The 20,333-nt window shown below is 57.0% G+C and carries 18 protein-coding genes; 14 read left to right on the forward strand and 4 right to left on the reverse strand.

Annotated features, from left to right (window positions below; translation table 11 throughout):
- Positions 1–3 precede the first annotated feature (3 nt).
- Entirely contained in the window at positions 4–2,106 is a 2,103-nt protein-coding gene (locus ABLQ08_RS26245) for a bifunctional rhamnulose-1-phosphate aldolase/short-chain dehydrogenase (protein WP_352948602.1), read from the reverse strand.
- Between the two features lie 185 nt (positions 2,107–2,291).
- Between ABLQ08_RS26245 and ABLQ08_RS26250 the strand changes: the two genes are divergently transcribed.
- From ABLQ08_RS26250 to hisC, 8 genes are all read left to right on the forward strand, one after another.
- Complete coding sequence (locus tag ABLQ08_RS26250; RefSeq protein ID WP_352948605.1) at positions 2,292–3,098, forward strand: DeoR/GlpR family DNA-binding transcription regulator; 807 nt, start codon at positions 2,292–2,294, stop codon at positions 3,096–3,098.
- 53 nt (positions 3,099–3,151) lie between these two features.
- Entirely contained in the window at positions 3,152–4,144 is a 993-nt protein-coding gene (gene rhaS, locus ABLQ08_RS26255; protein WP_352948607.1) for a rhamnose ABC transporter substrate-binding protein, read from the forward strand.
- 89 nt (positions 4,145–4,233) lie between these two features.
- On the forward strand, positions 4,234–5,787 hold the full coding sequence (locus ABLQ08_RS26260) for a sugar ABC transporter ATP-binding protein (protein WP_352948609.1): 1,554 nt from the start codon (positions 4,234–4,236) through the stop codon (positions 5,785–5,787).
- Entirely contained in the window at positions 5,784–6,767 is a 984-nt protein-coding gene (locus tag ABLQ08_RS26265; RefSeq protein WP_352948612.1) for an ABC transporter permease, read from the forward strand. The genes ABLQ08_RS26260 and ABLQ08_RS26265 overlap by 4 nt, the downstream gene beginning before the upstream one ends.
- Positions 6,764–7,780 carry an ABC transporter permease gene (locus ABLQ08_RS26270; protein ID WP_352948614.1) on the forward strand — a complete coding sequence of 339 codons (1,017 nt, stop codon included), beginning with the start codon at positions 6,764–6,766 and terminating at the stop codon, positions 7,778–7,780. Before ABLQ08_RS26265 ends, ABLQ08_RS26270 begins: the two co-directional genes overlap by 4 nt.
- A 3-nt stretch (positions 7,781–7,783) precedes the next feature.
- Positions 7,784–8,098, forward strand: coding sequence for an L-rhamnose mutarotase (rhaM, locus tag ABLQ08_RS26275; RefSeq protein ID WP_352948616.1), 315 nt, complete (start codon positions 7,784–7,786; stop codon positions 8,096–8,098).
- Between the two features lie 6 nt (positions 8,099–8,104).
- Positions 8,105–9,487, forward strand: a complete 1,383-nt coding sequence (locus tag ABLQ08_RS26280) for an FGGY-family carbohydrate kinase (RefSeq protein WP_352948619.1) — start codon at positions 8,105–8,107, stop codon at positions 9,485–9,487.
- Positions 9,488–9,568: 81 nt separating this feature from the next.
- Positions 9,569–10,636: a histidinol-phosphate transaminase gene (gene hisC, locus ABLQ08_RS26285; RefSeq protein ID WP_352948621.1), complete on the forward strand. Its 1,068-nt coding sequence runs from the start codon at positions 9,569–9,571 to the stop codon at positions 10,634–10,636.
- A gap of 55 nt (positions 10,637–10,691) precedes the next feature.
- Here hisC and ABLQ08_RS26290 read toward each other — a convergent pair whose 3' ends face one another.
- Positions 10,692–11,456: a peptidoglycan-binding protein gene (locus ABLQ08_RS26290; RefSeq protein WP_352948623.1), complete on the reverse strand. Its 765-nt coding sequence runs from the start codon at positions 11,454–11,456 to the stop codon at positions 10,692–10,694.
- 273 nt (positions 11,457–11,729) lie between these two features.
- Positions 11,730–12,614 (reverse strand): LysR family transcriptional regulator, encoded by an 885-nt coding sequence (locus tag ABLQ08_RS26295; protein ID WP_352948626.1) that lies wholly within the window; start codon positions 12,612–12,614, stop codon positions 11,730–11,732.
- A 136-nt stretch (positions 12,615–12,750) separates the two neighbouring features.
- Here ABLQ08_RS26295 and dctP point away from each other — a divergent pair, with 136 nt between their 5' ends.
- The 4 genes from dctP to speB all read left to right on the forward strand — a co-directional run bounded on the left by dctP (position 12,751) and on the right by speB (position 16,705).
- Entirely contained in the window at positions 12,751–13,770 is a 1,020-nt protein-coding gene (gene dctP, locus ABLQ08_RS26300) for a TRAP transporter substrate-binding protein DctP (protein WP_352948628.1), read from the forward strand.
- 63 nt (positions 13,771–13,833) lie between these two features.
- Positions 13,834–14,445, forward strand: a complete 612-nt coding sequence (locus tag ABLQ08_RS26305; RefSeq protein ID WP_352948631.1) for a TRAP transporter small permease — start codon at positions 13,834–13,836, stop codon at positions 14,443–14,445.
- Entirely contained in the window at positions 14,442–15,722 is a 1,281-nt protein-coding gene (locus ABLQ08_RS26310; protein WP_352948634.1) for a TRAP transporter large permease, read from the forward strand. Before ABLQ08_RS26305 ends, ABLQ08_RS26310 begins: the two co-directional genes overlap by 4 nt.
- A gap of 17 nt (positions 15,723–15,739) precedes the next feature.
- Entirely contained in the window at positions 15,740–16,705 is a 966-nt protein-coding gene (gene speB, locus ABLQ08_RS26315; RefSeq protein WP_352948638.1) for an agmatinase, read from the forward strand.
- A 188-nt stretch (positions 16,706–16,893) separates the two neighbouring features.
- Here the strand turns inward: speB and ABLQ08_RS26320 are convergent, their stop codons facing one another.
- The gene (locus ABLQ08_RS26320) at positions 16,894–17,499 is read right to left on the reverse strand and encodes a helix-turn-helix domain-containing protein (RefSeq protein WP_352948641.1); all 606 of its coding nucleotides are present in this window, start codon (positions 17,497–17,499) and stop codon (positions 16,894–16,896) included.
- Positions 17,500–17,659: 160 nt separating this feature from the next.
- On the opposite strand from ABLQ08_RS26320, the gene glyA reads away from it, so the two are divergent.
- Entirely contained in the window at positions 17,660–18,922 is a 1,263-nt protein-coding gene (gene glyA / locus ABLQ08_RS26325) for a serine hydroxymethyltransferase (protein WP_352948644.1), read from the forward strand.
- A gap of 10 nt (positions 18,923–18,932) precedes the next feature.
- Positions 18,933–20,327, forward strand: a complete 1,395-nt coding sequence (gene lpdA / locus ABLQ08_RS26330; protein ID WP_352948647.1) for a dihydrolipoyl dehydrogenase — start codon at positions 18,933–18,935, stop codon at positions 20,325–20,327.
- Positions 20,328–20,333 lie beyond the last annotated feature (6 nt).

Here is a 20,333-nt window from a genome sequence, read left to right on the forward strand (position 1 = left end):
CCGTTAGCGCGTGAAGGCCTGAACGTTTCCGGCATCAACATTGAGAATGTTGCCGGTTGATTTTGCCGAAAACTCACTGGAGAAGAAATAGGTCGCCTCAGCGATGTCTTCGGGCAGAACGGACTTTTTCAGCAACGACCGCTGCCGATAATGCTCTTCGAGTTCGGACGTATCCTTGCCATAGGCTTCGGCGCGTTCCTTCAACCAGCTGCCGGACCAGATCTTGGAACCACGCAAAACAGCATCCGGATTGACGACATTGACACGAATGCCTTCCGGCGCACCTTCAAGTGCAAGGCAACGGGCGAGATGCAACTCCGACGCCTTGGCCGTGCAATAGGCACTGGCACCCGGTGAAGCCGCAAGACCATTCTTGGAACCGATAAAGACAATCGAACCACCGATCTTCTGCGCTTTCATCAACTGGAACGCTGCCCGTGAGACGAGGAAATAGCCGGTGGAGAGGATCGACATGTTCCGGTTCCAAAGGTCCAGCGTCGTTTCCTCGATCGGCGCTGACGACGCGATCCCGGCGTTGGAGACCAGAATATCGACACCGCCGAATTCCAGTGCGGCGCGCGCGAAACTGTCTGCAACGGCTTCTTCGCTTGTAACATCCATCGTGACCGTTCTCACAACATCCGAGGAATACCGTCCGCCCAGCAGCTCGGCAGTCGCGGAAAGCGCCTCCGCATCGATGTCTGCCAAGACGACGCAAGCCCCCTCGCGCAAGAAGCGCTCTGCCGTTGCTGATCCGATCCCGCCGGCACCGCCGGTCACAAGTGCGATCTTGCCTGCAAGACTTTTCGGTTTCGGCATCCGTTGCAACTTGGCCTCTTCCAGAAGCCAGTATTCGATGTCGAACGCTTCCTGCTCCGGCAGGCCGCGATAGGTGGACACGCTCGAGGCCCCGCGCATGACGTTGATCGCGTTGACATAGAACTCCGCGGAGATCCGGGCAGTGGCCTTGTCCTTGGCAAAAGTGATCATGCCAACACCAGGGACGAGGTAGACCACGGCATTCGGGTCTCGCAGGGCCGGACTGTCGGTGTGCTTGCAGCGGTCATAATAGGCCGCATAGTCTTCGCGATAAGTCGCGATGGCATCTCCAAGCCCGGCCAAAGTGGCATTCAGATCCGGAACGGCCGGATCAAAATTCACGACAAGCGGTCGGATCTTGGTCCGCAGGAAGTGGTCGGGGCAACTCGTTCCAAGTGCAGCCAGCGCTTCCATATCCCTTGAACATACGAATTCCAGCACCGCATCGCTGTCATCGAAATGTCCGACCATGTGTTGCTTGCCGGACACCATTCCACGGATGGCCGGCATCAGACCTGCTGCCACCTGACGCCGTTCGGCAGGAGACAATGCACGGTGCCTTGCACCGCCGAAGGCGTCCTTGCCAGCGGTTTTGTTTTCGAACCAGCCAATTGCCTTGTTGATGATTTCGAGCGTGGTCTCGTAACAGGTTCTGGCATCGTCGGACCAGGTGAACAGGCCATGACTTTCCAGCACGACCCCGCGCGCTTCAGGGTTTTCCCTGCAAAACTTCTCCAACCACAAGCCAAGCTCGTAGCCCGGCCGCTTCCAGGGAAGCCATCCGATCTCATCTCCAAAGATTTCCTGAGTGAGAGCCTTGCTGTCAACGGCTGCGGCGATGGCGATAATGGCATCAGGGTGCATGTGATCGACATGCTTCCCGGGAACATAGGCATGCAGCGGCGTGTCGATGGAAGACGCGCGCGGGTTCAGGTTGAACGTACAATGGGGCAGATAGCCGACCATCTCATCTTCGAACTCGACACCTCGATAGAGGTCCTTGAGAGCGTGCAGCTTGTCCATGTAGAGCGTGGCAAAGCCGTCCATCCTGATCGTACCGACATCGCCGCCAGATCCCTTGACCCAAAGAACCTCAACCTCGGCGCCAGACAGCGGGTCTTTCTCAAGCGCCTTCGCCGAGGTGTTGCCGCCGCCGTAATTGGTAATGCGTTTGTCTGAACCAAGAAGGTTCGACCGGTACAGCAAAAGCTCGGCTTCGCTCATGCTCCGCGCCTTCTCCTCGTCCCAAAGATTCTGAAGCCGGGATCCTGCGGCAGAGTTCAACATTCATTCCTCCCAAAATATGCCAGACAGCGCTTGCTTGTTTGATTAGAAACTCGCTCGAACAGATCGCAATGTCAATCAAAAACGATCAATAACGATCATTTAGCAACGCAATATGATTATTTTTGACATTTTATGATTGACAATGAGCGTTTTTGGTGAAAACTTTTGAGCATTGGGAGGAACACATGCACGAGAAAGAGCGCCAAAGGATAATTCTATCCGCCGTCCAGGATCGTCCGGTCGTGACTGTCCAGGAACTGGTGGCGTTGACCGATTCCTCGGAGGCGACGATCCGCCGGGACATTGCAACACTGCATGTGCAGAAAAAGCTGCGCCGGGTTCGTGGCGGGGCCGAGTCGATCCATCCGCCGCAATTCGTCGGACTGGCCGGACGCCCCTTTAGCGTCAATGAAACGATCAACATCGCGCAAAAGCGTGCAATTGCCCAAAAGGCGGTTGAGCTTTGCGAGGATGGCGATGCAATCATCATCAATGGCGGCACGACGACATTTCAGATGGTGCATCCGCTGGCAACCAAGCGCATGCAGGTGTTCACCAACTCGTTTCCGATTGCCGAGCATCTTCTGAAGAATTCCAAGAACACGATCATGCTTTCGGGTGGCGCGATCTATCGCGAGCAGAACATCATTCTGAGCCCGTTCGACAATGACGTGACCCGGAATTTCTATGCCAAGCGCATGTTCATGGGCGCTCAGGGGTTGGGCCCTCTCGGACTGATGGAAGCCGACCCCCTGCTGATCCAGGCTGAACAGAAACTTATCGGTCAGGCAGACGAGCTGGTGGTTTTGGTGGATTCATCCAAATTCAGCGCCCGCTCCAGCCTGATCCTGTGTCCACTGGAACGGATCTCGACCGTGGTCACGGACGAAGGCATTCCCGATAGCGCGGCCAACATGCTCGAGCAGGCAGACGTCAAATTGATCGTGGCGCAATCGAACGCCGCACAAACCAAGGCAACCTCAAGCGGTTAGCCGGAATTCTGCCGAGACCTGGGAGGGCCGGCAGCTATCTAGGGAGGAAGACAATGAAACTCTTCAAATCACTTCTGGCTGCAACTGCCGTTGCCGCCGTCTGTATAGCTGGACCGGCACAGGCCGAAACCAAACGGATCGCACTTGTTGTGAAGGCGCTTGGCATCGGTTTCTTTGAAGCAGCAGCCAAAGGGGCGGAAGAGGCCGCCAAGGAACTTGGTGACGTGGAAATCATCTATACCGGCCCAACCGACACGACCGCTGAAGGCCAAATCGAGGTCATCAATGCCTTGATCGCGCAAAAGGTCGATGCAATCGCCATTTCCGCAAATGATCAGGACGCCCTGGTTCCGGCACTGAAGAAAGCCATGCAACGCGGCATTACGGTAGTTTCCTGGGATTCAGGCGTCGCGCCGGAGGGCCGCCAACTGCACCTCAATCCTTCGTCCAACCCGCTTATCGGCAACATGATCATCAAGCTTGCAGCCGATCATCTGCCTGACGGTGGCGATGTCGCGGTTCTGTCCGCATCTGCAACGGCGACGAACCAGAACATCTGGATCGAAGAGATGAACAAGGTCAAGGACAACTATCCGGGCATCAATGTCGTTGCGACCGTTTATGGCGACGATCTGGCCGACAAATCCTATCGCGAAGCACAAGGTCTCATGCAGACCTACCCTGATCTGAAGGCGATCATCGCCCCGACATCCGTCGGTATCGTTGCCGCCGCACAGGCCGTGTCCGATGCTGAGAAAGCCGGCCAGATAAACGTGACAGGACTGGGTCTGCCATCAGAAATGGCCGGTCACATCGACTCCGGTGCCTCGAAGTCCTTTGCGATCTGGAATCCGATCGATCTCGGCTACTCCGCCACCATGCTTGCCTACAATCTGGCCAATGGTAACGCCGAAGCAAAGCCGGGCGCTGAAATTCCCATGGGTCGCATGGGGTCTCTGACACTTGATGACAAAAACGAAGGCGCGATGGCCGACCCGTTTGTCTATGACAGCTCCAACATCGACGACTTCAAGGATATCTTCTAAGCTTCAGGCTCCAGGCAATAGACGGTCCGGCGAACAGCGCCGGGCCGGTCCCGAACTCAATAACAACAATAGCCACCGGGGTACTGGTAATGCTTGCGAACTCGCAGGGCATCGACAACGTGCACGCGCACGCAACACAAGGAGCAGCGCCGGTTCTTTCGCTGGAGGGCATTTCGAAGTCCTTTCCAGGCGTCAAGGCGCTCTCGGAGGTCGCTCTCGATCTCTACCCCGGTGAGGTCACCGCGCTGGTCGGCGAAAACGGTGCGGGAAAATCCACCATCGTGAAGGTTCTGACCGGCATCTATCAGCCAGACGGCGGTCGGATTTCCATTAACGGCCAACCCGTCTCTTTTCCCACGGCGCTGGATGCGGGCAAGGCTGGCGTTACTGCCATTCACCAGGAAACTGTTCTCTTCGATGACCTTTCGGTCGCGGAAAACATTTTCATAGGGCACGCGCCGAAAACCCGCTTCGGGCTGATCGACCGTGCAGCAATGCTGCGCAAGGCCAAGGATCTGCTCGATCGGATCGGTGCGCAGATCGATCCGAAAGTAACGCTGAAAGATCTCGGCATCGCCAACAAGCACCTTGTCGCCATAGCGCGGGCGCTTTCCATAGATGCGAAAATCGTGATCATGGATGAGCCGACCGCCTCGCTGTCCCACAAGGAGATCGAGGAGACCTACGAACTGGTCGAGCGGCTGAAAGCGGAAGGCAAGGCAATCCTCTTCATTAGCCACAAATTCGATGAGATCTTCCGCATCGCAGACCGTTTCACGGTGTTTCGGGATGGCCAGATGGTCGGCGCGGGAAAAATCTCCGATGTCACCGAACAGGATCTGGTCCGCCTGATGGTTGGACGGTCGATCGATCAGGTTTTTCCCGAGCGCAGTTCCAATCCAGGAGAGGAACTTTTCAAGGTCGCCGGCTACTGCCATCCTACGGAATTCGAGGATATCGGCTTTTCATTGCGAAGGGGAGAAATCCTTGGTTTCTATGGATTGGTCGGTGCGGGCCGAAGTGAAGTCATGCAGGCGCTCTTCGGCGTGACCAAACCGTCGAAAGGCGCGATACGCATCGACGGGGAAATCGCTGTTATCCGGTCCCCCGACGAAGCGATCAGCCACGGCATCGTCTATGTTCCAGAGGATCGCGGCAGGCAGGGGGCAATCAAGGGATTGCCTATCTTCCAGAATGTTTCGCTGCCCTCGCTGAAGAAGACCTCGAAGAACGGCTTTCTCCGGCTGGCCGAGGAATTCAAACTGGCACGCGATTACACTCAGCGCCTTGATTTGCGCGCAGCTGCACTTGATCAGGACATTGGCGAACTTTCCGGCGGCAACCAGCAAAAGGTGGTCATCGCCAAATGGCTGGCGACGCAGCCGCGGGTCATCATCCTGGATGAACCGACCAAGGGCATCGATATCGGCTCCAAGGCGGCGGTGCATGAATTCATGGCTGAACTGGCTGCCGAAGGGCTCGCCGTCATCATGGTTTCCTCGGAGATTCCCGAAATCCTGGGCATGTCGGATCGTGTGATTGTCATGCGTGAAGGACGTATCGCCGCGGAGTTTGAAGGTGGTGACCTCACCCCGGAACATCTTGTGCGGGCGGCAGCCGGCATCTCGGAGGTGAAGTCATGATCCCATCGTTAATCAAGTCTCGCGAGGGCATTCTGGCAGCAGCCATCCTGGCGCTCCTGTTGGTGATCTCGACACGCTTTCCGGCCTTTGCAGCCCCAAAGAACCTGGCCAATGTGTTCAACGACACCGCCCCGCTGATCATTCTTGCTCTCGGGCAGATGGCCGTCATTCTGACCCGCTGCATCGATCTTTCCGTCGCCGCCAATCTGGCACTGACAGGCATGGTCGTCGCGATGCTCAACACAGCCATGCCGGACTTGCCAGTTCCCATGATCCTGCTGATCGCCATTGGCTTTGGAACGCTGATGGGTCTGGTGAACGGTTTGCTGGTCTGGAAGCTCGACATTCCGCCGATTGTCGTCACGCTCGGCACAATGACCATTTATCGCGGCATCATCTTTGTGATTTCGGGCGGGGAATGGATCAACGCCCATGAGATGAGCCCGGCCTTCAAGGCCTTCCCGCGAGAAGTCATTCTTGGCCTTCCGGTTCTCTCCTGGATGGCCATTCTGGTCGTTGTCGGCTTCATCATTCTGGTTGGCAGAAGCCCGCTCGGTCGCGCCTTTTATGCAGTGGGCGGCAATCCTCATGCCGCAGTCTACACCGGCATAAATGTTGGCCGAACCCAGTGCGCGGCGTTCATTCTGTCCGGGGCCCTGGCCGGTTTGACAGGATATCTCTGGGTTGCCCGCTATGCCGTTGCCTATGTCGATATTGCAGGTGGCTTCGAACTGGAGGTGGTTGCGGCCTGCGTCATCGGCGGCATTTCGATTGCCGGCGGCATCGGTTCCGTGGGAGGCGCCCTTCTCGGAGCCTTGTTCCTCGGCATCGTCAAGAACGCTCTACCGGTCGTCAACATTTCGCCCTTCTGGCAACTCGCCATTTCCGGCAGCGCAATCATCATTGCCGTCGCCTTCAATGCAACGTCCAACCGGACCAAGGGCCGGGTCATTCTGAAAAAAGCGGAGCACGCGCTATGAGCCTTGCCTCAAGCACCTCTCAGGTTTCAGGCCGCCAGATACCGGACAGGCTAAGGTCTCCCCTGCAACGTTTTCTCACGAGCTGGGAACTGTTGCTGCTCGGCGTTGCCGTCGCCGTCTTTATCATCAACAGCTTCGCATCACCTTACTTTCTTGACCCTTGGAACCTTTCCGACGCGACGTTCAATTTCACCGAAAAAGCACTGATTGCCTTTGCCATGGCACTGTTGATCATTTCGGGCGAAATCGACCTTTCTGTCGCATCGATCATCGCCCTGGTGTCGACCGCAATGGGTTTTGCCGTCCAACTGGGGGCCGATACCTCAATACTGGTATTGATCGGCCTCGGGGTTGGTCTCGCCTGCGGAGCATTCAACGGTTTTCTGGTGACGGGCTTCGGCCTGCCATCCATTGTCGTCACCATTGGAACGATGAGCCTGTTCCGGGGCATTTCCTACATTGTTCTCGGGGACAAGGCGTACACAGGTTATCCGTCCGATTTCGCCTTTTTCGGACAAGGTTACGTCTGGTGGGTGATTTCCTTTGAGCTCGTCCTGTTTGCCGTGATGGCAATCCTGTTTGCCATTCTCCTGCACCGGACAAATTTCGGCCGTGCGGTGTACGTGATCGGCAACAATCCGGTCGGTGCACTCTTTTCCGGTATTCGGGTTTCCAGAGTGAAATTCACACTGTTTCTGCTGACAGGACTGATGTCGGCTGTCGCCGCCATTTGCCTGACGTCCAGACTTGGAGCTACGCGTCCCTCCATCGCTTTTGGCTGGGAACTGGAAGTCGTCACGATGGTGGTGCTTGGCGGCATCAGCATTCTGGGTGGATCGGGAACCATCCCCGGTGTCGTCATTGCCGCATTCGTCATGGGCATGGTCACATTCGGCTTCGGCCTCTTGAACGTGCCGGGCATCGTGATGTCCATCTTCATCGGCCTGCTCCTGATCGCTGTGATCGCGCTTCCCAGGATCGCCCGGCAACTGCTCGCCCGCAGGAGAACGTGACCCATGGAAAAATTTGCGTTCAAGATGCAGCTCAATCCGGGCATGGAAGAAGAATACAGAAAACGCCATGACGAGATCTGGCCCGAGCTTGTCGTTCTGCTGAAAGAGGCGGGTATCCGGGATTACTCCATCCACCTTGACCTGCAGACGCACATTCTTTTCGGGGTCCTGTGGCGTTCAGACGACCACAAGATGGAAGACCTGCCGTCTCATCCTGTCATGCAAAAGTGGTGGGCGCATATGGCGGACATCATGGAAACCGGATCGGACAATGAACCCGTCGCCATTCCGCTTGAAACCGTCTTTCACATGGACTGACAGCGGATGAGGGATGTGAGACATGTCGGCGTGATCGATATCGGCAAGACCAATGCAAAAGTCGCTGTCGTCGATATTGACGCCGAAAGGGAGATCGGGGTTCTGACGCGACCCAACAAAGTGCTGTCAGGTCCCCCCTTTCCGCACTACGACATCGACGGGCACTGGCACTTCATTTGCGATGCCCTGAAGCAGCTTCATTCAGAATTCGGCATAGATGCCCTTTCGGTCACGACCCACGGTGCATCCGCTGTCCTGCTGACAGAGGACGGTTCTCTCGCGGCACCGGTTCTGGACTACGAATTCGATGGCCCGCAAACGCTTGCAACCGATTATGATGCGATCAGGCCGGAGTTTTCCGAAACCGGATCGCCCCGCCTTGGAATGGGTCTGAATGTCGGTGCCCAGCTGTACTGGCAATTCAGGTCAGACCCGACGTTGCTGGACAGAACGGCGACCATTCTGACTTACCCGCAATACTGGACATACCGCCTCACCGGAATTCGCGCCAATGAGGTAACTTCTCTCGGGTGCCACACGGATTTGTGGAACCCGTCGCAAAACTGCTTTTCCTCGCTTGTTAAGCGCATGGGACTTGCCGGAAAAATGGCACCGGTCAAACGGGCGGTCGACACTCTCGATCCAGTTCTGCCGGCCGTGGCGGCAGTGACCGGATTGCCGGAGAATGTTGCCGTGTCGTGCGGAATTCACGATTCCAACGCATCTCTGCTTCCGCATCTTCTGAGGCGACAGGCTCCCTTCTCGGTCGTCTCGACCGGAACCTGGGTCATCGTTCTGGCGCTAGGCGGAGAAACCGTTCATCTCGACCCGACACGCGATACGCTGATCAATGTCAACGCGTTTGGCGATGCGGTACCGTCCGCGCGATTCATGGGAGGGCGTGAGTTCGAAATGGTCCTGGATGGTCGTCCGCGCATCGCAACTGACACTGATGCCCGAAATGTCCTTGATCAGAGTGTGATGCTGCTCCCGGCCGTTGATCCCCGCTCCGGGCCGTTTCAGGGAAGGAGCCATCGCTGGACCGTTACCGAAACAGAACTGACGGATGGAGAGCGCTATGCCGCACTTTCCTTCTACCTTGCCTTGATGACCGCAGAATGCCTTGCCATGACCGGAGCGAAGGGCCCAATCATTGTGGAAGGACCGTTTGCGTCCAATTCCCTCTACACACGCATGCTGGAAACCGCGTCGGGACGGCCGGTCGAAGCAGCCGAAAGCTCCGTTACCGGAACCAGCATCGGAGCGGCCTTGCTGGCCAAAGGACCTCAACGCCGGAACGATTCCATGGCCGACAACGGCAAACGAACTCTGGCCAACAATCCGGCATTTTCCAGCTATGCAGCAAGGTGGCGCGATCTCGTCCGCTGAATCGGCTTGCTGAAATCTTTCATCCGGCCTAGGCGTGTGTTTTGCAAACCCGCAAGCAAACCGGACAATGCAGGATAGGTCATGAGCAGGTTCTGGAGCCCCATCGTGGAAAGACTGGTTCCCTATACGCCAGGGGAGCAGCCCAGGGACCAGATTTTCGTCAAGCTCAACACCAATGAAAATCCATATGGGCCATCGCCCAGCGCACTGGACGCGATACGCGCTGCAACAGATGACGGATTGAGGCTTTATCCGGATCCCGAGGCTTCCGACCTGAGATCCGCCATTGGCGCTGAGCTTCTACTCGGATCGGACAATATCTTTATCGGCAATGGCTCCGACGATGTTCTGGCCCATGCCTTCAATGCATTTTTCACCGGCAAGGCACCGGTTCTTTTTGCCGATGTTACCTACAGCTTCTACAAAACCTATTGTCAGCTCTACGGGATCGAGCACCGGACCGTCCCGCTGAATGACGCCTTTGAATATAACATTCAGGACTACGCGGCTCCTTGTGGCGGTGTCGTCATTGCAAACCCGAACGCACCTACCGGGATTGCCATGTCCCTGGACAGTCTGGAACAGATCCTGAGGCAAAATTCTGACGTTGTCGTTCTGGTTGACGAGGCCTATGTCGATTTCGGTGCTGAGAGTGCGATCACTCTGGTGCCCCGATACAACAACCTTCTCGTGGTCCAGACCTTCTCCAAATCCCGTAGCCTTGCCGGAATGCGCGTCGGCTTTGCCGCCGGACAGCAGCACCTCATCGAGGCTCTTAGACGGATCAAGGACAGTTTCAACTCCTATCCCATAAGCCGTCTGTCGCTTGCGGGTGCCTTGGCCGCCTGGAACGACCGGGACTGGTTCGAGACGACACGGGACAAAGTCATTGCGGACCGCGAAAGAGTTGCAGAAGCTCTCAAGATCCAAAGCTTCAGAGTCTTGCCGTCCGCGACGAATTTCGTCTTCGTCTCGCACAGCCACATGCCTGCGAGGGATCTGCTCGCAGGCCTCAGGTCCCGGGGCATCCTCGTGCGCCATTTCAACCAGCCAAGGATCAACGACTGGCTCAGGATCTCCATCGGCTCGTCACAGGAATGCGACAAACTTCTGGGCACCGTTGATGAAATTCTTTCCAAGTCCCGTTAAGGGGCGAACATGGCGCTCGGTCATCGAGCCTGACTGACCCGCCCGTTTCAGCAAATCATCCGGCCAGATCGCTCAGCCACTTGCCATGCACCCAACCCATGAACTCGTATTGAATGGGCCTGGTCGTCGTTGATGCACACTCAAGCGACTGGACCTTGTACGCAACACCGACCCAATCGCCCTTCCGGTCAAACGCGTACACCACATCCCCATTATGCAGCTCATCGATTTTCCGGTACCCGGTTCCCGGTCCTGAGCGGACAGCCAGAAATCCGTCACCGTTCGTCTTCAGGCCCGTGACAACACTGCTTCCACAGTTGGACATCTGGCCGTCGCCACCATGTTCGAGGATCGGGACATCGAGCCTGGTCGCAATATTCTGAGGCGAGGATGATGCGGAGCCTGATTGATCCGACTGCTCAGCTGAGCGAAGGGCGGAGACGAGAGCTTCGTCGATGATGCCTGACTGGGTTAACCCTTCCGACCTCTGGAAGGCCTTGACCGCTGCCGCCGTCCGGCGTCCCCAAATTCCGTCCGCCGGTCCCGGATCAAAGCCGCGGGCAGCAAGACTGCGCTGAACGAGCATAACCGTTTGCCGATCGGCTTTCGGCTGTTGCCCGGTTTGTTCAACAGACGACTGTTCCTCTTCGACACAGAACTGCTTGACGCACGCATGGTATGCCGGGTCGTCATTCCCTTTGGAATTGGCCAGACACCCCCATATGCAGCGCTGCAAATCCATCGGGTCTGATGATTGGGCAAATGCGGGGACAAGGGTTGATCCGACCATTGCGGCGAGGAATACGATCAACAGGCGCATATCGAAAAGTCCTTCGCTAAATACGAGTTCAAAGACTGAAGAAACCAGCAATAAAATCAGAACGCGCCGCTTCTGAAGACAAAGAACCGGTCAGCGACGCATCATTTGTTGGTGGACCTGCTCGCAGAGCGAATATCGCATCCCACCCAGCACGGAATTGCTCCTAAGGTGATTTTTGCACGATCCACTTCAACCTCCTAGTTGGCAGATCTTCTAGGGTCTTGAAGTAGAATTCGGCTTTCCAGCCCGTGGGATTTGCGCCTGGGGCGAAAGTTATGTCACGACACTCATTGTATCCTGAAGGAACAGTTCTACCGCACGCCGTTGAACCTGGGACTCCCTCGCCGCAATGTAAAAGGTCGAGGTCCAACTCATTTCTTCGTGGGCCAGTTCCTTGAAAGCGCCTCTATGCACCCAGGCCTGCGCGAAATGATCGGGCAGCGCGCCGAGATAGTGACCGCTTTCGATCAACATCGCCATGGCTTCCATGTTGGCAACCACGGGGCTTGGCACCGAGGCGGAAACAAGTGCGGCCGTCCCGGGATCGTAGGCGCGTCGGCAAACCGGATAATTTTGCAGAATGTCCGGCGTGATCTCCTCGGCTTGAGTCGAAAACAAGGGGTGATCCCGACCGCAATAAAGATGGTGAACCTCAGTGCATATTTCAGCGTAACTCAGGTCCGCGACCTTGTTCTTGAAAGGTGCGATCGCGACATGCAGAAGGCCGGTGATCAGGCCTTGTGTCAGATCCGTCGGGGAGGCAACGACGATTTCCAGCTGGACTTCGTTTTTGCGGCTCAGGAATTTCTGCATTGCCGGCACCAGCGGAAAGCCCGGAAGACTGCTGACCGTATCGACGATGCCGATACGCAAGTCGCCCGAGATGTTATCCCTGAGTTCGGTGAGTTCTGAATCGAAGTCGCGCACCCGCCGCAGAACATCCCTTGCCTTTTCATAGGCAATCTTTCCCCGTTCCGTCAGGCAAAAGCCTCCCCGTCCACGCTCGCAAACCCGGTAACCGAGCGTGATCTCCAGGTCGCGGATGCGGCAGCTTATTGCCGATTGCGTGATGCCCAGGCGGTGTTGCGCGTCGCTGAAGCCACCACATTCAACGACAGCCACGAAGGTCTCCAGCAGTGTATTGCGAAGCAATTTCATGACGTTCTCCATGTCATCGGCTTTACATGAATTTCGTTCATGTAAAGATCATATAAACGATATTTTTTAACGAAAGGCAATGTGGTGTTCTCTGCCCACTCAGTTCCACTTTGAAATCTCTGGGAGGAGAACCAGCATGAAATTCAAGTTCCCGATCCTGAAGTCTGCTGCGGTTGTCGCCGCACTCGGACTGGCCCCGTTCAGCGCACAGGCTGAAGACTGGAAATTTGCCATCGAGGAAATTCCGGGCTCGATCATGGACGCCTATGCGCAAGAGTTCAAAAAGCGCATCGAGACCGCAACCAACGGCGAGGTGACCGTTACCGTCTACCCGATGGGAACCCTTGGCACCCCGACCCAGACAGTCGAACAGGCTGCCGACAACGTCATCCAGTTCACCAACGTTTCCATCGGCAATCTCGGCACCATCGTTCCGGAAAGCCAGGTCTTCCTGCTACCTTACCTGCTGCCGTCCGATCCGGCTGCGATATCGAACATCCTGAGCAGCTCGGAAACCATCTATGGCCCGCTCAACGAGGACTTCCGCCAGCGGGGTCTGGAAGTGCTGACCATGTATTCCGAAGGCGCACAGGTCTGGACCACCAACCGGGAAATCCGCTCACCTGAAGACTTCTCGAACTTCAAGATGCGCGTCATGGTCTCTCCGATCCTTCTGGAGACCTACAAGAACATGGGTGCCAGCCCGACCCCACTGCCTTTCGGCGAGGTTTTCGGCGCTTTGCAGCTCGGTGCGGTTGACGGTCAGGTGAACCCGATCCCGACCATTGAGGAAATGAAGTTCTACGAAGTTACCAGCCACCTGATCTGGGCCGGTGAGCAGGAACTCGTGACCACCGTTGTCGCCGGGTCCGACTGGTTCGAGACCCTGTCTCCGGATCGCCAGAAGCTTGTTCGCGACACCATGGCCGACATGACCGGTTTCATTGACGGTGTGGTCACGGACTTCAACCAGAAGCGCCTGGACATCATCAAGGAAGCGAAACCGGACATCGGCATCGTCGTCCTGACCGAAGAAGAGCGTGATGCATTTCGTGCCCGCAGCGGTGACACCGCAGCAGCCTACATAGAAACTGCCGGTGCACGTGGCCAGGAGCTGCTGGACGCTCTGCAGGCTGAAATCCAAGCCTCCCAGTAAGCCTGTTCGGTCAAACCGTCCCCTGCGTGGTTCGCGCAGGGGACACAACACCGGGAGGGGATCATGCAGGAGAGCAAACCCGCACCGCTCAGCATCCTTGGCAAGATCGACGCCATCATCGGCAAGATCGAAGTCCAGATCCTGAGCTGGGGTATCATCCTGATGGCGGTAAACACGATCGCCAACGTGCTTGGCCGTTACGTGTTTCATCAATCCATCTATTTTTCCGAAGAGCTCAACGAGTTCCTGATCGTGATCGTCACTTTCATGGGACTGGGCTATGCCACGCGAAAAGGCATCCATATCCGCATGTCGGCGATCTATGACGCCCTGCCGTTGAAGGCGCGCAAGATCCTGATGATCGTCATCGCGCTGACGACTGCAATCATGATGGCGGTTCTTGCATGGTACGCTTATGAATATGTCGCCAAGGTTGCCCGCAGGGGACGAGTGACACCGTCGCTGCAGGTGCCGCTTTATCTCACCTATATCTGGGTGGTGGTCGGCCTGGCCCTGACATCCCTTCAATACTTCCTGACTGCACTTCGCAACCTGAACTTCAACGAAGAAGAGGTCTATGTCTCTTACGTCGAGGTGGACAGCTACGAAGATCCGGAAACCACTGCTGCGCTCAGCCGCTACGCAGAACAGCAGAGTGAGGAGAGCAAGTCATGACCGAGCTCATGCTCATTGTGATGGTCGTCCTGCTGCTGGCAGGCTTTCCGATGAAGATGCCGTTGATCTCGGCAGCCGTTCTCGGGTTTCTCGTCTATTTTCCGGACATGAACCTGCAGATCCTGGTCCAGCAGATGATCGGCGGGGTCAAGCCCGCTGCCCTGATCGCCGTGCCAATGTTCATTCTGGCCGCCGACATCATCACACGGGGACATTCCGCCAACAGGCTGATCGACGTGGTCATGAGTTTCATGGGCCACATCAAGGGTGGTCTGGCGATCTCGGTCACCAGCGCCTGCGCCCTGTTCGGCGCGGTCTGCGGATCCACTCAGGCAACCGTGGTCGCCATTGGCGGTGCCATGCGCCCCCGCATGCTGAAATCGGGCTACAATGACAGCTTCGCGATCGGACTGATCGTCAATGCAGCCGACCTTGCCTATCTGATCCCGCCTTCCATCGGCATGATCATCTACGGGGTTGTCTCAGGCACATCGATCTCGCAGCTCTTTATCGCCGGTATCGTACCGGGTCTTCTGATCGTGGTGCTCTTCTCCGCCTACTGCATGTGGTACGCGATCCGTCATGACATTCCGGTCCTGCCAAAGGCGGACTGGGGCGCACGGTTCAAATCGGTTCGCCGTGCCGTCTGGCCGATGGGCTTTCCGCTGATCATCGTCGGCGGCATCTATGGCGGTGTGTTTTCACCGACTGAAGCTGCAGCAATCTGCGTGCTTTATGCAGTCATCCTTGAAGCTGCGGTGTTTCGCTCGATCCGTCTGCGCGATCTGCCCGACATCGCCTTGTCGACCGGTGCCATCACCTCGGTTGTCTTCATCCTGATCGCCGCCGGAGCTGCCTTCTCCTGGACCTTGTCGTTCGCGCAGGTCCCGCAGACGATCATTTCGGCACTCGGGCTGAGCGAGGCCGGTCCGCTCACGGTTCTGCTTGCGATCAATATCGCCTTCTTTGTCGGCTGCATGTTCGTGGACTCGATCGTGGTGATCCTGATCCTGGTGCCGATCTTCGCGCCCATGATCAAGGCAACCGGCCTTGACCCGGTTCTGGTCGGCGTGCTGATTACGCTTCAGGTCGCCATCGGTGCCGCAACGCCGCCTTTCGGCTGTAACCTCTTCACCGCGATTGCCGTCTTCCGACGCCCATTTGTGGATGTGGTACGAGGTGTGCCACCTTTTCTGATCATCTTGTTGGTCGTCACCGGTCTCTTGGTCGTCTTCCCGCAAATCGCCCTGTTCCTGCCGGAACTGGCTTACAGATAAACAACACGGAGAAATTCATGTCAGGACATGGCTATGAATCAGGTCGCTTGAACTTGCCGTTCGTCGGCATCGCCACCTTTGGCAAAAAGGAATATGTCGCCGACTGGGACAAGATTGACGCTGATGTCGCAATCCTGGGTGCCCCGTTCGATTTTGGTTGCCAGTTCCGCTCAGGCGCGCGCTTCGGTCCTCGTTCGGTGCGGGAAGCCTCGACACTCTTCAGCTTCGGTCACGCCGGTGCCTATGATCATGAAGACGATGCCACCTATCTGGGCGAGGATGTGCGGATTGTCGATATCGGCGATGCCGACATCATTCATACCAAAACGGAAGAAAGCCATGCCAACATCGAATATGGCGTGAAGAAGATCCTCGATGCCGGAGCCCTGCCGGTGACCATCGGCGGAGACCATTCGGTCAATATTCCATGCGTCAACGCTTTCGAAGAAGACTGTGCGAAAAACGGTCCGATCCACGTGATCCAGATCGACGCCCATCTGGACTTCGTTGACGAGCGCCATGGCGTCACTGTCGGGCACGGCAACCCCATGCGCCGCGCGATCGAAAAAGACTACGTTTCCGGGATGACGCAACTCGGCATCCGCAACGTGTCGTCAACAGCGAAAGAAGGATATGAAGACGCCCGAGCGCGCGGTTCAGACATTCTTTCCGTCCGCCAGGTGCGCAAGCTGGGAACCGAGCAGGTGCTGGCACGCATTCCGGAAGGCGCCCGCTACTACGTCACCATCGACATCGACGCTTTCTGCCCTTCAATCGCCCCGGGAACGGGCACACCCAGCCACGGCGGCTTCCAGTATTATGACGTTCTGGAAATTCTGCAGGGACTGTCTAGGCAGGGTAATGTGGTCGGCATCGACCTTGTCGAAGTTGCGCCCGACTATGACCCAAGCCAAAGCACGCAGGTTCTTGCTGCCCAGCTGTTGCTGAACTTCATCGGCTTCATTTTCCATAATAAGAAATAATTTCCCTTTCTGTAGATTCCCCCTTCAGAAAAGGTTCCTGCCAGCCTGACGCAATGCTCCGGAAAGCGCGTCAGGCTCTTTTTTTGCGAGAATATCGGCACATGACATGCAAACAGGCCGAGCTCTCTCATAGGGAACCCAGCCTGTCTGACACCATTTTCTGTTTCTTTCAGATGGGAACAGAAGACCTATTCCAGGGACACCCAGAGAACCTTTGCATCTTCCTTGCTTGTGGAGACGCATCCGTGACCCATACCGCTATCATAATAAACGGAATCGCCTGCCTTGAGCGCGAGCGGGCGGTAATGTTCGGTGAACAGGGTCAACTCTCCGCTGATCACATACATGAATTCCTCGCCGCGATGGCGGATCCACGCTTCGAATTCGGAAACATCCCTGGCCTTGATCGTGCTAATATACGGAAACATCCGTTTGCTGGTCAGCTCGGTGCATAATAACTCGTGACTGTAGGTCGGCGTGTCCTGCTGTTCCCCCTGACCGGCAAAGGTAACATCGCGCCGGCCTGAAATATCACTCGGCCCCGATTGAACGAACAACTGCGGCGTTTTCAGCTCCAACGCCTTCGTCAGGCGACGAACGATATCGAAACTCGGACGCGTCTGGTTGTTTTCGATCTTCGACAGGGTCGATCGGCCAATTCCGGCCGCCTTGCCAGCTTCCTCGAGAGTCCAGCCTTTTTGCAGGCGCGCCTCGCGGATCATTTTTCCCAGGTGATCGGGATCCACCGCCTCAGCGATCTCTTCGTCTTTGTTCTGAGAAACCGGTTCCATCATCTACCTTTCAACTGCTCCATCGTAAGTCGCACATTCTCGAAAACCGGTCAAATTTCTCTAACGAAAACATTTGTTGCAAAAATAAGAAAAGTTTCCTATAAGAAACATTAGACGCCTTAGGGGAAACGGGTGGCATTTCGGAAATCATGTGGAGGAAGAAATGTTTCGGACTAATCTGGATGTTGCAGACCCGGTCATTGCCAAGTCGATAGACCGTGAAGCAGAGCGTCAGGCCGATCAGATCGAGTTGATCGCCTCGGAAAACATCGTCTCTAAAGCAGTGCTTCAGGCTCAGGGCTCCGTCCTGACCAACAAATATGCCGAAGGCTATCCGGGACGGCGCTATTACGGTGGCTGCGAATATGTCGACGAAGTCGAAGCGGAAGCCATCGACCGGTTGAAGAAACTGTTCGGCGCCGAATTCGCCAACGTCCAACCTCACTCAGGCGCACAGGCAAACGGAGCGGTGAAACTGGCTCTGTTGAAACCAGGCGACACGATCCTCGGCATGTCCCTTGATGCAGGCGGCCACCTGACTCACGGCGCCAAGCCGGCCCAGTCAGGCAAGTGGTTCCGTCCGGTCCAGTACGGTCTGACCGCTGCAGGCGTCATCGATTACGATCAGGTGGCAGAGCTGGCAAGAGCCGAAAAACCGCAGCTGATCATTGCAGGCGCTTCCGCATATTCCCGCATTATCGATTTCAAGAAGTTCCGCGAGATCGCCGACGAAGTTGGCGCCTGGCTTCTGGTCGACATGGCCCATATCGCAGGACTGGTGGCTACCGGCCTGCATCCGTCGCCGATGCCACACGCCCATGTCGTAACCTCCACCACCCACAAGACCCTGCGCGGTCCGCGAGGCGGGGTCATTCTGACCAATGACGAAGCCTTGGCGAAAAAGATCAACTCTGCCGTCTTTCCGGGCTTGCAGGGCGGGCCGCTGATGCACGTGATTGCGGCCAAGGCCGTGGCGTTCGGCGAAGCTTTGAAGCCCGACTTCAAGGTATACTGCCAACGCGTCGTCGACAGCGCAAACGCGCTGTCCGACGTCATGACCGAGCGCGGCTGTGCCATCGTATCGGGTGGAACGGACAATCACCTGATGCTGGTCGACCTTCGCCCCAAGGGCGTGAAGGGCAATGCCGCGGAGGCAGCTCTGGAGCGGGCCGGCATTACCTGCAACAAGAACGGCGTTCCGGATGATCCCGAAAAACCGACCGTCACAAGCGGTGTCCGTCTTGGCACGGCAGCAGGATGTTCACGCGGCTTCGGTCCGGAAGAGTTCCGCAAGATCGGTCATCTGATCAGCGACGTTCTGGACGCACTGGCCGCAAATCCGGACGGCAATGCCGAGGTCGAAGCTGCGACCCGGGCACAGGTCTCCGAACTCTGCAAACAATTCCCGATCTACGACGAGCGCTGAGGCGATCTAAATGCAAAACTTTGACCTTGTCGTCATTGGCGGCGGCCCTGGCGGCTACGTGGCCGCCATCCGCGCTGCACAACTGGGCATGAGCGTTGCCTGTATCGAAGGCCGTGGTGCCCTTGGCGGAACATGCCTGAATGTCGGTTGCATTCCATCCAAGGCCTTGCTGACCTCATCAGCCAAATACGCAGAACTGTCCCATCTGTCGGCCCATGGTATCGGCGTTGAAGGTGCGTCGCTCGACCTTGGCGCAATGATGGGGCGCAAGGACAAGGTTGTCGGTGACCTGACCAAAGGCATTGCCTTTCTGTTCAAGAAAAACGGTGTTGAACTGATCGAGGGCTGGGCCTCCATTCCGGAGGCAGGCCAGGTGCGCGTCTCGACCGACGACGGCGAAACAATGCTTGCCGCCAAAAACATCCTGATCGCGACCGGCTCCGAGCCGACCCCGCTTCCGGGTATCGACATCGATGAAACCGATGTCCTGAGCAGCACCGGCGCTCTCGCCCTTTCCGAGGTCCCTCAGCACCTTGCGGTGATCGGAGCCGGTGTCATCGGGCTCGAACTCGGCCAGGTCTGGTCCCGCCTTGGCGCAAAGGTAACGGTCGTTGAGTATCTCGACCGCATACTGCCCGGGATTGACGGCGAGATCGCCAAGCTGGCGCAACGGGCGCTGTCAAAACGCGGCCTCAAATTTCAGCTCGGTCGCAAGGTCACCGGGATTGAGCGAGGCTCGAACGGCCTGACCCTTTCGCTGGAACGTGTCGGCAAGGATGTTACCGAATCCCTCGAGGCGGACAAGGTTCTGGTGGCGATCGGCCGCCGTCCGGTTACCCGTGGCCTCGGTCTGGACGCGCTCGGCGTCAAGGTCGACGGCCGCGGTTTCATTGACGTTGATGACGCGTTCCAGACATCGGTTCCCGGCATTTATGCGATCGGTGACTGCGTTCCGGGTCCAATGCTGGCCCACAAGGCGGAAGAAGATGGTGTTGCCTGTGTCGAGATCCTCGCAGGCGAACACGGTCACGTGGACTACAACACGGTTCCCGGTGTCGTTTACACCGACCCGGAAGTTGCGTCCGTCGGCGTGACCGAGGAAACACTCAAAGAAGCTGGAACTGAATATATCAGCGGCAAATTCAACTTCATGGCCAATAGCCGCGCCCGGTCGACGGGCGAAACCGATGGTGCCGTCAAGGTCCTGGCGTCACCCGGTGGCAAACTTCTTGGCGCTCACATTTGCGGCGCTCATGGTGGTGATCTCATTGCGGAACTGGTGCTGGCCATGACGAAGGGCGCCACCGTGGAAGAGGTCGCCAGAACCTGTCATGCCCACCCGGCAATGGGCGAGGCCGTCAAGGAAGCATGTCTTGACGCGCTCGGCCGCGCAATTCACGCTTGAGGCATC

It is taken from the genome of Roseibium sp. SCP14 (assembly GCF_040329475.1).
In the GTDB taxonomy this organism is placed as follows: domain Bacteria; phylum Pseudomonadota; class Alphaproteobacteria; order Rhizobiales; family Stappiaceae; genus Roseibium.